This is a genomic window from Pirellulales bacterium (assembly GCA_036490175.1).
Lineage (GTDB): Bacteria > Planctomycetota > Planctomycetia > Pirellulales > JACPPG01 > JACPPG01.
Genome location: DASXEJ010000359.1, coordinates 39,068 through 54,257 on the forward strand (window position 1 = coordinate 39,068; position 15,190 = coordinate 54,257).

10 protein-coding genes are annotated in these 15,190 nt (G+C 58.2%); 9 read left to right on the forward strand and 1 reads right to left on the reverse strand.

Translation table 11 applies throughout. The annotated features are described in order from the left end of the window. Positions 1–214 precede the first annotated feature (214 nt). The 9 genes from VGG64_27520 (at position 215) to VGG64_27560 (ending at position 13,770) form a co-directional block, all read left to right on the forward strand. Positions 215–1,723 carry a CoA-acylating methylmalonate-semialdehyde dehydrogenase gene (locus VGG64_27520; protein ID HEY1603384.1) on the forward strand — a complete coding sequence of 503 codons (1,509 nt, stop codon included), beginning with the start codon at positions 215–217 and terminating at the stop codon, positions 1,721–1,723. 94 nt (positions 1,724–1,817) lie between these two features. After that, entirely contained in the window at positions 1,818–2,561 is a 744-nt protein-coding gene (locus VGG64_27525; protein HEY1603385.1) for an SDR family oxidoreductase, read from the forward strand. A 52-nt stretch (positions 2,562–2,613) separates the two neighbouring features. Continuing rightward, a complete protein-coding gene (locus VGG64_27530; GenBank protein HEY1603386.1) occupies positions 2,614–3,495 on the forward strand; it encodes an ABC transporter substrate-binding protein in 882 nt (293 codons plus the stop codon). 148 nt (positions 3,496–3,643) lie between these two features. Further along, entirely contained in the window at positions 3,644–4,621 is a 978-nt protein-coding gene (locus tag VGG64_27535; protein HEY1603387.1) for an FAD-dependent monooxygenase, read from the forward strand. A 583-nt stretch (positions 4,622–5,204) separates the two neighbouring features. Further along, complete coding sequence (locus VGG64_27540) at positions 5,205–5,876, forward strand: PEP-CTERM sorting domain-containing protein (GenBank protein ID HEY1603388.1); 672 nt, start codon at positions 5,205–5,207, stop codon at positions 5,874–5,876. A gap of 733 nt (positions 5,877–6,609) precedes the next feature. Beyond that, on the forward strand, positions 6,610–7,410 hold the full coding sequence (locus VGG64_27545) for a dockerin type I domain-containing protein (GenBank protein HEY1603389.1): 801 nt from the start codon (positions 6,610–6,612) through the stop codon (positions 7,408–7,410). Positions 7,411–8,359: 949 nt separating this feature from the next. Next, positions 8,360–9,667 (forward strand): efflux RND transporter periplasmic adaptor subunit, encoded by a 1,308-nt coding sequence (locus VGG64_27550; protein HEY1603390.1) that lies wholly within the window; start codon positions 8,360–8,362, stop codon positions 9,665–9,667. Between the two features lie 54 nt (positions 9,668–9,721). Further along, entirely contained in the window at positions 9,722–13,066 is a 3,345-nt protein-coding gene (locus VGG64_27555; protein HEY1603391.1) for an efflux RND transporter permease subunit, read from the forward strand. A 197-nt stretch (positions 13,067–13,263) separates the two neighbouring features. Further along, positions 13,264–13,770, forward strand: coding sequence for a twin-arginine translocation signal domain-containing protein (locus VGG64_27560; GenBank protein HEY1603392.1), 507 nt, complete (start codon positions 13,264–13,266; stop codon positions 13,768–13,770). A 125-nt stretch (positions 13,771–13,895) separates the two neighbouring features. On the opposite strand, the gene VGG64_27565 is transcribed toward VGG64_27560, so the two are convergent. Next, positions 13,896–15,164, reverse strand: coding sequence for a serine hydrolase domain-containing protein (locus VGG64_27565; protein HEY1603393.1), 1,269 nt, complete (start codon positions 15,162–15,164; stop codon positions 13,896–13,898). Positions 15,165–15,190 lie beyond the last annotated feature (26 nt).

The window sequence follows — 15,190 nt, forward strand, 5'->3', positions numbered from 1 at the left end:
TTCCTCGGCTTGAAACTCATCGTTCCAACACGACCAAGCCGGTGTAGCGCCATGTATGGCCCAGATCGAGATCGATGGAGTAGTGAGGCTTTATGCGAACTTCTCGATGGGCCGTTCTGGTCCGACATCGGCCCCGGGTTTTTCTGCCAGCGAGTCCGATGATTCGATAGGCATCTGTCCCTGGACAGGCACTCATTAGCTTCTGGAACACTTCATGGGCACCAATGCTGTCCCTGATCGGTCGACTGCAACATCTTCGCGATCGGCTTCCGCGCCGAATTTGATTGGCGGAGCCTGGATCGACGGTCGTGGGAACGCGAGCCGCGATATCTGCAATCCGGCCGACGCGGCCGAGCTGTTGGCGCCGGTGCGCGAAGCCGCGCCGGAGCAGGTGGACGAGGCCTGCGCTGCCGCCGCCCGTGCCTTACCTGGCTGGCGCGCTACGCCGGCGCCGGATCGGGCTCATGTCTTGTTCAAGTTCCGGGGCCTATTGGAACAGAACCTCTCTGAGTTGGCGCACAGCATCGTCCGCGAAAACGGCAAGTTGCTCAGCGAGGCACATGGTTCGCTACGGCGTGGGCTTGACGTCGTCGAATTTGCCTGCGGCATACCCTCTCAGTTGATGGGACAGTCGCTGACCGGCATTTCGCGCGACGTCGACTGCCATACGATCCGCGAACCTGTGGGTGTGGTGGTCGGCATTCCGCCATTTAATTTCCCGGCCTTGATTCCGCTGTGGATGATGTCGCTCGCCGTCGCCTGCGGGAACACGTTCGTCCTTAAGCCTGCCGAGAAGGCACCCCTCACGGGCACGCGACTGATCGAGCTGTTCGCTGAGGCCGGCTTGCCGCCGGGTGTCGTCGGCGTCGTGCAGGGCAGTAAGGAAGTAAGCGAACGGCTCATCGCCAACCCACATGTCCAGGCCATTTCCTTTGTCGGAACATCGGCGGTGGCGGAGTCGGTCTACCGCATCGCGGCAGCGCACGGCAAGCGCGTTCAGGCGCACGGCGGAGCGAAGAACCATCTGATCGTCCTGCCTGATGCTGACTTGGGGCGCAGCTTACCCGCCTTGATGGGATCGTGCTTCGGCTCTGCCGGACAGCGCTGTCTGGCCGGCAGTGTGCTGGTGGCGGTCGGCGATCGGGCGCGACAGGACGCTGTCGTCGATGCCTTCATTCGCTCGGCGAGTGAACTGAAATTGGGAGACGGCCTGGACGACTCCGCGACGCTCTGTCCCGTGGTGAACGCAAAGGAGGAAAAGCGGATTCGGGCTGCGATCGAGCGCGGGGTGACGGAAGGAGCGCGGCTTCGCCTCGACGGCCGTCGCCAAACAGTCCCCCATAGGCCGCGCGGCTGCTTCATCGGGCCGACGGTCTTAGACGATGTAACGCCGGAGATGTTCGTGGGGCGGGAGGAGATTTTTGGCCCGGTGGTGAGCGTGATGCGCGCCGCGGACCTGGACGCTGCGATTACGTTGACGAACTGCAGCCGATACGGCAATACGGTCTCACTGTTCACGCAATCCGGCGCAGCGGCGCGCATCTTCCGCGAGCGCATTCAGGTTGGGATGCTCGGCATCAATGTCGGCGTGCCGGCGCCGATGGCGTTCTTTCCGTTCGGCGGCTGGAAGAATTCGCTTTACGGTGATGTCGATGCGCAGGCTGACGCCGTCGCTTTCTACACACGAAAGAAAGTAATCACCGAACACTGGTTCGGCGCCTAGGCGCCGAAGGATGGATGGGTTTGATCGAACCGGCAAGCCGGGAGTGCCAGCGACCTGAGTTCATTCAACTTTCACCGAAGACGAGGTAAAGACGATGGGACGAGTCGCACTAATCACGGGTGCCAGCCGGGGAATCGGTGCGGCAACCGCATTGTTACTGGCCAAACAGGGATACCGGGTGGTCGTCAACCACCGCGCCAGTGCGCCGCATGCCGAGGAGGTGGTGGCCACCATCGCAGCGGCCGGCGGGGAAGCGGTGGCGATTAAAGCCGACGTCACCGTGCCTAACGACGTCACCGCCATGGTCGATGAAATCGATCGGCGGTGGGGTGGGACGGACGTGCTCGTACACAATGCGATGACGCCGTTCGTGATCACCTCGTTCGCCAAGCTGAGCTGGGAGCAACTCGGCGGCAAGTTGGATAGTGAGCTGCATGCCGCTTTTCTGATGACCAAAGCCGTTGTGCCGGGAATGACTTCGCGCGGATATGGTCGGCTGATCTATCTGACTGCCGGGCTGTCGCGCCACGCGCGCGAGGGGATGATCGCGCTGGGCACCGCCAAGGCGGCCCTGGACCAGTTCGTGCGGTACGTCGCTCTGGAGCTGGCGTCGCAGGGAATTACCGCGAACCTGGTCGCTCCGTCTACGGTGGAAGGAACCAGGGTGACCGAGCAATTGACGGCCGAGCGGCTGCGCGAGCTGGCCGCCGCCACACCGATGCGTCGGCTGGTGCGGCCCGAAGATATCGCCAAGACAATTGCCTTCTTGGCAAGCGAGGATTCCGGCTTCACCACCGGCCACTACCTTCCCGTCAACGGCGGCCTGGCAATGGACTAAATGCAGCAAGCGCGAACGCACGATCCTAGATTCCGAGATAAGGAGACAGGCTATGCCGCCTGCGCACACGATCGATCTGGCCTTCGTCGGCCGCGGACTCCACGAAGAACTGATCGCATTTGTGGCCGATCAGGAGGGGTATTTCGAGGATGAAGGCATCCACGTCGCGGTCCGCGACGGAATCAGGTGGAAGACCGAACGATTGCGCGGCGGCGCAACCATCGGTTTAGGTCGGACCTTGTTGTCACGGCTGACCGATGGCATCCCCTGGAATATGCTGGCCGTCAACACGCATCGTCCCCTGTTCTGGTTCCTTGGGCGCGGCGAGGTGAAATCCATGCAGGATCTTCGCGGGCGCCGATTGGCGGTCCACCCACCCCGCACCGCACCCGGCTGTTTCGCGCGGATCGTGCTCCGCAAGCACGGTCTCGACCCCGATCGCGATCTGCAGTGCCTAGCACGATTCCCGGGTGACTACCAGATGGATCTACGCCGCCTTCGCGACGGTTCGATCGATGCGGCCTACGTGGGCAGCACTTTGGCGCCCGAACAGGTTGCGGCCGAGGAGGGCTATTCGGTCCTGTCCTGGGTCGGCGACCACTTTCAGATTCCCACCGTGGGGATCGCTGTGGACCCCACGCATATCCCGCTCGACGACCCGGCGCTTTTGGCGCTGGTGCGAGCCAACCAGCGCGCCCTTCGTACAATCGCCGAAAAACCCCAGTTAGCCATCGACTACATCGCCTATTTCCTAAACCGGCTGACGCGTGATGAAGTGCAGCAATACTACGATCGCTACATTGGCCCCTACTTCACGTCTGACGGTCGGGTAGATCTCAACGTTGCTCAGCAGGCGGTCAACGCGGTCGCCAGCGAACTCGGAGTCGCCCCGGCATCCGCTGACGAGATCTACCGCCCTTCACCGAACGGCTAGGCGGCGGCGTGGCGGAACGAGTAATCCAAGAGACCGGGATAACCTTTTCACTGAACAGGCGACTGAGGCATTGATGAGGATCATTATCAATGGGGTAGGCATCGCCGGTCCGACACTCGCGTATTGGCTATCGAAGTCCGGTCACGACGTGGCGCTCGTTGAGGAGGCGCCACAGCTCCGTCGTGGCGGCTTCTCGGTCGACGTTTTCGGCCGGCTGACTCATGGCCGGTTCACAAGCCTACGGCGCTCTGATCTTTCCGCCACGATCTACCAAGCGCTGAATGATCAAGTCGAAACGATCTTCGGCGACTCCATTGCCAGGGTCGAGGACGCGGGGCAGTGCGTGCGGGTCAGCTTCGATAATGCCGCCCCGCGCGAGGCCGACCTAGTCATCGGTGCCGACGGGCTGCATTCGCGCGTCCGCCGGCTCGCGTTCGGGCCCGAAGCAGGGTTTGAAGTCTCGCTGGGTTATCACGTCGCTGCGTTTGAGGTCGAGGGGTACCGGCCGCGTGACGAACTCGTTTACGTCAGCTACGGCGTTCCGGGAAAACAGATTTCTCGATTTTCCATGCGCGAGAACAAGACGCTCTTTCTCTTCGTTTTTCGTGACGAATACTTGCCCGTCGAGAACATCTCGACTGAACAAGAAGGCAAATCCGCGCTGAGGAGCGTCTTTGCCGGCCTCGGCTGGGAATGTCCCGAGATCCTTGCCGCCATGGAGAAGGCCAGTGAAATCTATTTCGACCAGGCCAGTCAGATTCGGATGGATCGCTGGACAACTGGCCGCACGGCGCTGATTAGTGATGCGGCAGCTTGCGTTTCCCTGCTCGCGGGTGAAGGCACCGGACTGGCGATGCTAGAGGCCTACGTGCTTGCCGGTGAGCTTTGCGTTTGCGGGGGGGGCCACTGCATCGCCGTTGCCCGCTATCAGGAGCGCATGATGCCGCTGCTGAAGCGCAAGCAGAAATCGGCGGCGAAATTCGCCAGCTCTTTCGCCCCGAAGAGTGCTTTCGGAATTCGGTTCCGCAACATCGTCACCCGGCTGATGGGACTACCATGCGTTACGGATTTCTTCATCGGTCGCGATCTGCGCGATACCGTCGCAATACCTGACTACGGCTACTGAGGTGGGCGAGGCGGGGAGAAAAATCCCTACCGCCCAGTTGTCATAGAGACGTTCATGACACTCGCAACTCCGCGGACATCGCCGGAGCATCTGCCCAGAACGCGTTGCGTCTTCCGGTGTGACACGAACGGCAGCCACGACTGCACTCTTTGCCGCACTTGCACGGCGCTGATCGCCTGAAGCAAATGATCGGCAGCCTATTGCCATTTTGCTGACGGCCATGCCGTCGTGCCCGCAGGCAGTTCGATCCGTAACACCGTCCTCAATTGCAGCGCCCGGTGAATCGTCCCTAGCAACAGACTGAATTCGCGTCCAGCAAATCGTTCGTACCAGCGTACGACGTTGCTTGTCTGCTGCGCATTTCGAGTAATGTCGCTACAAAGCAAAGCGAATGGCGATGCGCGGCGAGAATAAGGTGCGAAAACCCCGGCGGACTCTCGACTACGGAAAGTCCGTGATTACGCTGGGAACCACTGCGATTCCTGGATCGATTTGACGTCGTCCGAAGTTGACGATCATCGGTTGGCGTCGATCGAACAGAAGGCATGTTGAGTATCACCATTCGGACCACAGGAGAACGCTAATGAGACTCTTTCGTCGTGCAGCCATAGCAGCCACTGCGCTGCTGGCTTTCTCGAACCATGTTGGTGCCACGACTCTCGACGCCGGTGCCAACTTTCAAAACGGGCCCCTCTACATCACCCTTACCGGTGCGAATGATGGCCAGCCCTTTCAAACAAGCAGTGGAAGTATCTCGCCAAGCTTTTTGGATGGCGTACCGGTGCCGTATCTCTACTGCGTAGAGATTACCACGAACATAAACGTTCCCGGCTCTTACTTCGCCACGCTTTCCGATGCCGGGATCGTTCATGGTGGTCTTCTCTCGAATGCGGGACAGGTCGCCTGGCTATTGGATAACATTGCCCCCGGAGCGACGTCGGCAGATGCTCAGGAAGGTTTGCAGGCCGCGATCTGGTCGCAGGTTTTCGGCGCAAATTTTGGCTTGGCCACCGGGCCGGGAGAGACGAGTGCTGCTATCCAAGGTTTCTACAATGCGGATCTTGCGGCGCTCGGAACCAACACGAGCCCGTTGAGCGACGTGATATGGATCAGCCCTTACAACTCCGATGGCTCAAACGCGCAAGGATTAGTTACGTCTAGCTCCCACCCTGTACCTGAGCCGTCGACTGCGATCCTGTTGGGATTAGGCATTGCTTCGCTCGTCGGCTATAGCCTGCGAAAGCGTAAAGCCTAGCTGCCGAGAGTGAATCAAAACGACAGGCCGTCCGACGGGGCGGCCTTTGTTTTATTCGCTCTCGTTGATGTCGGGAACCGATGCGGTATCGGCAGAGTGCATGCCCGCTCGCATGAACTGACGCCATTAGGCCGCAACGATCCCCAAGGCGCTTGTGGCCGTTTCACGCGCCTCTAGGAAACCAGTTTCCGAAAGGGCAAATCCGGCAGAACGTGCGCGCTCCCAGATTACGCTTCCGCCATCTAGGCGCAATTGGGTCGCGAGCTTGTCATCATTAGCTCAACCTATCTGGCACGTTACGGCCGTATTCACTATTCGCACGGTCACTGGCGCGCGGCTATCCACAAGATCGCGAGAAACGTCATGACAAGCGACCGTCGAATCGCCTACGCGGCTATGACACTTGCGTGTTGAGCGTGACCGACTCGCATGGTCAGACCTTTCTGAATTCCTTCGGAGGAGCCGGCAGCGCTGTCGGACAGTTCAGCTTTCCGACGGGCCTGGCTTACGACAGCACTAACGGGCTACTCTATGTCGCGGATAGCGGTAACGGCCGCGTGGAATACGTCGATTCTGCCGGGCACGTGGGCACTCTCGGTTTCGGACTGTCGTCGCCTCAATCCGTGTCAACGGACTCCGCCGGAGATGTCTTTGTCGCACACAATCTGGAGGACTACTCCAGATCGGCAACGCAACCTTCAATGCAAATGCGCCCCCACTCGACGGGCCAGCAATGTACAACAGCGCGGGCGCAGAGATTCGTTTTACGGATGCCGCGCATGCCATGTTGAACGCGACATCGGTCACAAACTACGGATTGATCGACGGTGCAGGGAACATCGTTGGTTCGTTCAACAATGTTGGCGGTACTGTGCAGGCTGCGAGCGGGCAAATACTGAATGTGGTGTCAAGCGCAACGAGCGGTGGCACGCTGTCGCGCGCCAGCGGTGGCACTTTAAACTTTCAATCCAACCTTATGCTGCAATCCGGTAGCGCTGTGCAATTCGCGCTCGCCGGGGGCACGCTCGGCACGCAGTACGGCCAGCTCGGCGTGACCAGCGCCCTGACGGCGACGGGCAGCCTTGCTGTAACGTTTGCAGGCGGTGACGACCCGCATAACGGTGAGCAGTTTCACCTGCTTAAATTCGGATCGGAAAGCGGCACGTTTTCCTCAGTCACGCTGCCGTCGCTGGATCCAGGCCTGCACTGGGATACATCGCTCTTATACACGCAAGGGATTCTGCGTGTGTCGATTCCCGGCGATGTAACCGGTGACGGCATTACGAACGGGCTCGACATCAACTTGATAGCCAACAAATGGCTGCATACAGGCAGTCCGGCCACTCTGCCTGGTGATGCGAACGGCGATGGCACGGTGAACGGGCTCGACATCAATGTGATTGCTACGCATTGGCTGCAAACCTATGGAGCAGGCGGCGGTCGTGCCCGAGCCCTCGACACTCATCCTCGCCGCGCTCGGCGGACTCGTATTGCTGACTTGTCGCCGTCGCCGCTAAGAAAAATCGCAGTATGAGCGAAGAATCGTGGTGACTGCGAGCATGATCGATCTCGGGGTGATCCATGTGGTAATGCGGTCCCCAAGGCAATATCCGAATCGAGCAGACCACGCAGAATCTCCGCGTATTGCCAGAAGGATCGGCTTTCCTTTGGAACGACAGCACAGACGCTGATCGACAAAGGGCTGCCGAACTATTCCCCGAGGCATCGATTGGTCGACGGGCCAAATCTTGAGGTGCTATCGGATCAGCCGGCAACACGCTGCTAGAAGGTCGCCAGGTAGGAGGCGGCAACAGCTACCATACAGTATCGTATGGGTTCCGCCCGATTCAGCACCACAGCCTTAAGACGTTACCCCACAATTGGCTAGTTGGAGAGTACGCCATCCCTGCGATAGATTAACGATTCGACGCTGGCGGTGCCAATTACCCGTCTAGCGCACGCCGTTGACGAGAATTCTTCGCGAGGGGCACAGTGGTTGCTGGCTTTAATCGCAACTGTCAATGAATTGCTTTCCATGCGAACGGGCACAACGATCATTTGCGATACCCGGAGGATGGCCATTACAGACCACCAAGCGAATGCCGGCCGCATTACGCAACTTACGATGCCTTTCGAGCCACTCTGCAACTTCAGGATCAATGGCTGATACGCAGCCACCCGATAGAAGTCCCGAGTGCCGTCGAGCGCGTTCGTGGGCTGGTCCGGCCGAGTGCTGGCGTAGCAACGTCGACACCTCGGCCTGAGGAGTCGACAGGTGGAAAATAAAGGCCAGGTCATTTAACCTCTTTTTTCGGAAAAATTCAGCTAGGCCGCCGAATCATACCTGCGAGATCCATAGATGCCGAATTCGATCTCATCGTTGCCTGCGGGAGCCATTCGCAGCGCATCCTTTGAAAGCTCCTCAATTAGCGGATTCGATATGGCAAGAGAACGGCCGGCAGTGCCAGGAGCAACCCGACGGTGTGACGCAAGACACCCGGGGCGGACGACGCCGGAGTTCTTCGGCCGAAAACAAGTCACGAGCAGTATTGGACATGAGTCCCATTTTCGGAGCAGCAAGCGCGATGAAACCCATTAGCCTTGTCACGCGGCGCCCCGTCATCTTCCTCGTGGTATTCGTTGCGCTCGCCATTGGCGGAATTCTTGGATTGTCGAAGATGGGGGCCGATGGCTCCTCTGGTGCTTTGTTTGGAATGAAATCCATACGGCAGTTTGTCAACGACAGGTTCAAGTCGAATTCACATAAGGACGAGGGGGAGGCGCAGAATGAGCAGAAAATCGTAGTAACCACTCCCATGGTCGAAGACGTCACCATTACCGAGTCATTTGTCTGCCAGATTCGCTCGCAACGCCATATCGACGTTCGCACCTTAGAGGGTGGATATATCAACAAAATCTCGATCAACGAAGGTCAGGCGGTGAAGAAGGGCGATTTGATGTTCGAAATCCTGCCCGTTCTTTACAGGGCAAAATTGGACGCCGAGCAGGCGAAGGCCAGCGTCGCGCAACAGAAGTATAAGTACACCCAGCAGTTGGCCGACGACAAGGTAGTCTCTCAGAATGAAGTGTCACTCCAGAAGGCCGAAATGGAAGAGGCCCAGGCCCAGGCGAACTATGCCGACGCGCAGTTGAAGTTTACCGACGTGAAAGCACCGTTCGACGGCCTCGTCGACCGCCTTCTGCAGCGCGAGGGCAGCCTGGTCAAGGAGGGGGACGTCCTCACCACTTTGGCAGACAACAGCACCATGTGGGTGTACTTCAACGTACCGGAGAAATACTACCTGCATTACATGGCGACCAAGAAGCAGCGTGAGACGGACGACAAGATTGAGCTCGTGCTGGCGAACGGCGAGGTGTTTCCGCAGGCCGGCAAAATCGGGGCAATCGAGGCCGACTTCAACAACGAAAATGGAAACGTCAAATTCCGCGCGGATTTTCCCAACCCGGATGGCTTGCTGCGCCACGGCCAGACCGGCACCATCAAGATTCTCCGGCCATTGAAGAACGTCCTCGTCATTCCTCAGCGGGCCACGTTCGATATCCTTGACAAGCGGTACGTTTGGGTCGTAGGCGAGGACTCCGTTGCGCATCAAACCCTGATCACCCTCAAGTACGAATTGGAGGACATTTTTGTCATCGAAAGCGGACTTAAGGTGACAGACAAGATTGTTCTGGAAGGGGTGCGAGAGGTTGAGGACGGCACAAAAGTGGAATACAGCTTTGTTACGCCGGAGGAGGCTCTGAAGAACCAAAAATTCCACGCCGAATAGCCGCGCCTTCGCGAGATTCTCGACACCGAACGGAAACAATATAGTCGCGGAACCATGTTCACGAAAATTCTCACTCGACCGGCATTCGCGATCGTCATTTCCATCGTCCTCCTATTCCTAGGAATTTTAGGGATCAAAACCCTTCCGGTCGCACAGTTCCCCAACATCGCGCCGCCGACGGTGATGGTGTCCATTTCTTATCCCGGCGCCAGCGCCAATGTCCTGGTCGACTCGGTACTGGTCCCGATGGAGCAATCCATCAACGGCGTCCAGAACATGCGTTTCATTTCGTCCTCTGCGACCAGTGCCGGTGAAGCGACAATCATTATCTACTTCGAGCCGGGCACGGATCCGAACATCAACGTCGTGAACGTGCAAAACCGGGTCAACATCGTGCTGTTTCAGCTCCCACCTCTCGTGGTGCGCGAGGGTATCCTCGTCAGCCAGGTCGTGCCGAGCATGCTGATGTACTTGAATATTTACAGCACTGATCCCAATGCCGACCAGACGGACCTTTTTAACTTTGCCAACCTCTACGTCATGCCCCGGCTGAAGCGGATCAGAGGCATGGGCATCCCCAGAAACCTCGGCAACCGCATCTTTGCGATGCGGATTTGGCTTGATCCGGACCGCATGCGCGCCTACGACGTGTCTACCGAGGATGTCATGAAGGCTCTGTCGGAACAGAGCGTGATCGGCTCGCCCGGACGACTCGGCGAGGCCACTGGGAAGACATCGCAATCCAAAGAGTACGTGTTGACGTATATCGGGCGCTTCAACAAGTCGGCGCAGTATGAAAACATCATTTTGAAAGCAAACCCCGACGGCGAGATCTTGCGGCTCAAGGATGTTTGCGAGGTCGAGTTAGGCTCCCAGTTCTTCGACATTTATTCCGACATCAACGGGCATCCCGCAGCGTCCATCGCTCTCAAGCAGGCCCCGGGATCGAACGCGGCCGAGGTCATCGAGGCGATCAAGGCCGAACTCGAAAAAATCAAGAAGCAGTCGTTTCCTCCAGGGATGGACTACGAATTCGCCTATGACGTCTCGAAGTTCCTGGACGCTTCGATCGAAAAGGTGCTGCATACGCTACTCGAGGCATTTATCCTCGTGTCGCTCGTTGTCTACATGTTCCTCGGGGATTTACGATCCACGCTGATCCCGACACTAGCGGTTCCGGTTTCGCTGGTCGGGACGTTCTTTGTTTTGCGGTTGATGGGACTCTCGATCAACCTGATCACGCTCTTCGCCATGGTTCTCGCGATTGGGGTCGTGGTGGACGATGCGATCGTGGTCGTCGAAGCGGTGCACGCCAAAATGGCGCAAAAGCATTTATCGCCCTACGTAGCGACAGGCGAGGTCATGCACGAGATTTCGGGCGCAATCATTGCCATCACCCTCGTAATGACGTCTGTTTTTGTGCCGGTGACATTCATACCCGGGGCGACTGGTACCTTCTACCGTGAGTTTGGGATCACGATGGCCACGTCCATCGTCCTATCCGGCCTGATCGCCCTCACGTTAACACCCGTGCTCTGCGCGATGATTCTGAAGCCGCACAACCACAACGGCGTTGGCTCGCATACAAGCCCTGGCATGGACACGAGCGACGTGAAGCGGCCGCGCGGGCTCGGAGTCAAGGTGCTTGTTGCGCTCGCAGGGGCGATCGTCTTGTGCGGCGTCACGTATCTGGCCTATGAGTTGTGGGGGCCGATTGGGTTCGGACTCATTGCCCTGCCATTCGTGCGTAAGCCGTTTGATCGCGCCGTCGAGAGGGTCACAGGCGGTTATGCTGCCGTCATACGGCGGATCGTCACGCGCCGCACGCTCACCATGGCCGTCGTCGTGGGCTTTGGCGTCGGTATTATTGTTGTCGACGCGGAGCTGGCGACGGGCTTTATCCCGGGCGAGGACCAAGGCATTATTTACGCGGTCCTTCAGACACCTCCGGGCTCCACGCTCGAGTACACCAACGCCAAGTCTCATGAGCTGGAAAAAATTGCAAAGGAGGTCCCGGAAGTTGCCTCGGTTACCTCATTGGCCGGATACGAGGTTCTGACCGAAGGTCGCGGCTCGAACGCGGGTACCTGCATCATTAACTTGAAAAACTGGTCGGATCGCAAGCGAACCGCACGCCAGCTCATCGTGGATCTCGAAGAAAAATGCCGCAAGATGAGCAACGTGAAGCTGGAGTTCTTTGAACCGCCCGCAGTTCCTGGGTTTGGCAACGCGGGAGGTGTCTCGACCTTGGTGCTCGACACGACTTTCTCCGCTGATTACCAGCGACTCGGAGAGGTGACCAACAAGTTCATGGCCGCCCTGAAAAAGCGCAAAGAGGTGACTAACCTGTTCACCTTCTATGCTGCTAATTACCCCCAGTACGATTTGGTCATCGACAATGACGTGGCCATGCAGAAGGGCGTGACCATCAAGGATGCAATGGACAGCCTCAACATTCTCATTGGTAGCACCTGGGAGCAGGGATTTATTCGGTTCAACTACTTCTACAAGGTTTTCGTACAGGCCAAGCCGGAATTTCGGCGCTACCCGGCGGATCTCGACAACCTATTCGTCAAGAACAACAAAGGGGAAATGGTCCCTTATTCCGCCTTTCTGACGATGAAGACGAAGCAAGGTCTGAACGAAATCACGCGCTACAACCTGTACACCTCGGCCGCTATTCAATGCGCGCCGAGTGCTGGTTACAGCACCGGTCAGACCATTCAGGCCATCAAGGAGGTTGCCGCCGAGACGTTGCCGCGCGGTTTCGATCTCGGCTGGATGGGCCTGGCTTACGACGAATCAAGAAAGGGAAACGAGGCGGTTTATATCTTCCTAATTGTCGTCGTCTTTGTTTATCTCGTGCTGGTCGCTCAATACGAAAGTTTCATCCTGCCGCTGGCAGTGGTCTTGTCGTTACCGGTCGGGCTTTTTGGTTCCTTCTTCTTCCTGAAAGCACTGGGTCTGGCTAACGATGTCTATGCGCAGATCGGGCTGATCATGCTAGTCGGTCTGTTGGGCAAGAATGCGATCTTGATCGTAGAATTCGCGACCCAGCGGCGGCAGGAAGGCGCCTCGCTTCAGGACGCGGCCGTCGAAGCTGCGAAACTCCGTTTCCGGCCGATTCAGATGACCTCCTTCGCTTTCATCGCCGGTCTGATTCCATTGGTCATTGCCACAGGCGCCGGGGCGATCGGCAACCGGACCATCGGCACCACGGCAGCGGGCGGCATGCTCATCGGCACGGCCATTGGAGTCTTGATCATTCCCGGCCTTTATTTTTTCTTCGCCCAGCTTCAAGGCGGACGAAAGCTACTCAAGGACGAAAGCAGTTCTCCGCTAAGCGAGGCGATCGAGCTACCGGCACAGGGACGCCACGGACAGAATTTGAATCCGTGATCGTTGTAGCTGGTGGGCCGACTGCCATGATTCCCAACTTTTGTGGGCATCGAGCGAAGCGGTACAATGGATTTGCACAGCAGCCAAACGGTCTTTAGTTAAAGGACCTGTTGCGCGGCAAGCATTAGTGTCGCCCGTTGCACTTCTTAGGAACCCGCGCCTATTTAATTTCTTGGCACCGATCTCGAGGAGTGACTATGACAAACGATGTAAGTCGCCGAGACGCAATCAAGTTCGCGGCGGTGCTGGCCGTGGGAGCAGGCGCGACGACTGCAGATCTGGCGCTAGGCCAGCAGGCGGACAAGCCCACAGAGACCGCGGACGTCAATACCACTCGGGATGCGTTTTTAGCGCAAGCCAAGCAATATCCCGAGAGCCTCATGCTCGGCGAGCCGGTGATTCTCATGCTCAACACCGATAAGTACAGTCGCGATTTGCTCATCACCTCGGCCGTTGACGAGCAAGGCAATAAAGTCGAAGTAGGCGTCCGTTCGCGGTGCGTGCGGATTTTTCGGGCCGACCCAACCGTGGACGAGTTCACCAGCCAAGGCGGCGTCTACTGGCGCTTCCGCGATTTCTCGGGCAAGGTAAAGCTAAAGACGACTCCAGGCTGGGGCCACGCCCACTCCGGCGCAATCGTGATGGTGGTGCGGGAGGAGGAAACGGTTCGCCTTTACACGATGAACCTAGACCTGCGGTGTTGAGGCCGGCGTTTGGCATCGTGGGTATCTCACTGAATAATCGCCAGAGCCGCTTTGACGGCAGCGACCGTTGGCTGTCAGGCGCGGTTAGGTCGAAACGACTGGGGGATAACTCCGCAGCTGCGGCTTCAGTCGCCTTCGACATTGAACTGCTTCGCGCTGGCCTGGACGATCGACCACGCGACTGACTCAGCCCGCGCAATATCGCAATCGTTTGATGTGACGGCAACCGCCATGTTCTTATCGGGAATGAATGCGACCAGCGCGTACCACATCGTGTTCGATCCGTTGTGCCAATATGTGGTGTACGGGAGTTCGTCGGTTGGATTCTTCTTTACCCAGCCGCATCCATAGTTTTCGAGATTAGGAGTATGGAGCCGTTTATAGGTTTCGGCGGTGAGTAGTCTTCCGGTCCCCAGGTCGCCACGCAGGTGTTCAGTGGCATACGTGCCAAGGTCCGTCAACGTCATGTGTATGGTCCCGGCAGGGCCGATGATCGGAGTGATGTCTGAGTTGTCGCTCACGCTCGTTTTCCCATCGCGCGTCCTGAGATGACCTCTAGGTTGAGCAAGCGTTTCATGCGGGCTTTTTGGTGGGCCGAATCCGGCGCTGGTGAGTGCGAGCGGCTCAAAGACTTCTTTTTTGACAAGATCTTCCCAACTCATGCCGGTTGCTCTCTCGGCCATCGCACCGGCGATCGTGTACCCGATATTTGAGTAGGCATACTTGTCTCCCGGCGGGCTTGCCGGTTTTTTGGCGATCACATCCATAACCGCTTCTCGGCGCTTCTGGGTGCACTCGGGACCAGGCACAGGTCGTAATAGCAGTACCCACATGGGAAAGTTGGCCGGCGCACCCGAGGTGTGCGTCAGCAGTTGCAGGAGCGAAACTCGCTTCCAGTCGTCTTGGACCGTTGCGTCAGGAAAGCACTCGCCGATCGAGTCCGACCATTGCATCTTTCCCGACTCGACCAAGCGCGCGATCATGGTGGCCGTGACCGACTTCGTGACCGAACCGATGTGCCAGCGGTCGCCAAGTTCGACGGACACACTACTGCCAATCTTGCGCTCTCCATCAACGGCAGTCGCTACAGTCTGGCCGTCAACGACTACGATAGCCCCAAGGCCAACAAGTTCATTGTGCTTGCGAAGATCCGTAACCAGCCGCGCGAGCCAGTCGCCTGATGGTCCGTCGCGTCGAGAGGCTGGTACACCGCTGCACGCATCGGCGGATTCAGCCGTGCCGGCCTGGTGAAACTCGCTGAGTCCGCTCGCGAGTCGCTGTGGGTAGGCGGCATTCGTCAGCGCTACCAATACCAGTATGCACAAGGCCACCCGACGTGGCTGCGGCTCGATCGCGCCACGAGACCGTCGACTCTCGCATTCTCTGTGTCTCATTTCTCTTCTCCTGCTTCCGCCGAGGT

Coding starts and splice junctions, on each gene's coding strand:
- VGG64_27520 (HEY1603384.1), top strand. CDS start 215: ATGGGCACCAATGCTGTCCCTGATCGGTCGACTGCAACATCTTCGCGA.
- VGG64_27525 (HEY1603385.1), top strand. CDS start 1,818: ATGGGACGAGTCGCACTAATCACGGGTGCCAGCCGGGGAATCGGTGCG.
- VGG64_27530 (HEY1603386.1), top strand. CDS start 2,614: ATGCCGCCTGCGCACACGATCGATCTGGCCTTCGTCGGCCGCGGACTC.
- VGG64_27540 (HEY1603388.1), top strand. CDS start 5,205: ATGAGACTCTTTCGTCGTGCAGCCATAGCAGCCACTGCGCTGCTGGCT.
- VGG64_27545 (HEY1603389.1), top strand. CDS start 6,610: ATGTACAACAGCGCGGGCGCAGAGATTCGTTTTACGGATGCCGCGCAT.
- VGG64_27555 (HEY1603391.1), top strand. CDS start 9,722: ATGTTCACGAAAATTCTCACTCGACCGGCATTCGCGATCGTCATTTCC.
- VGG64_27560 (HEY1603392.1), top strand. CDS start 13,264: ATGACAAACGATGTAAGTCGCCGAGACGCAATCAAGTTCGCGGCGGTG.
- VGG64_27565 (HEY1603393.1), bottom strand. CDS start 15,164: ATGAGACACAGAGAATGCGAGAGTCGACGGTCTCGTGGCGCGATCGAG.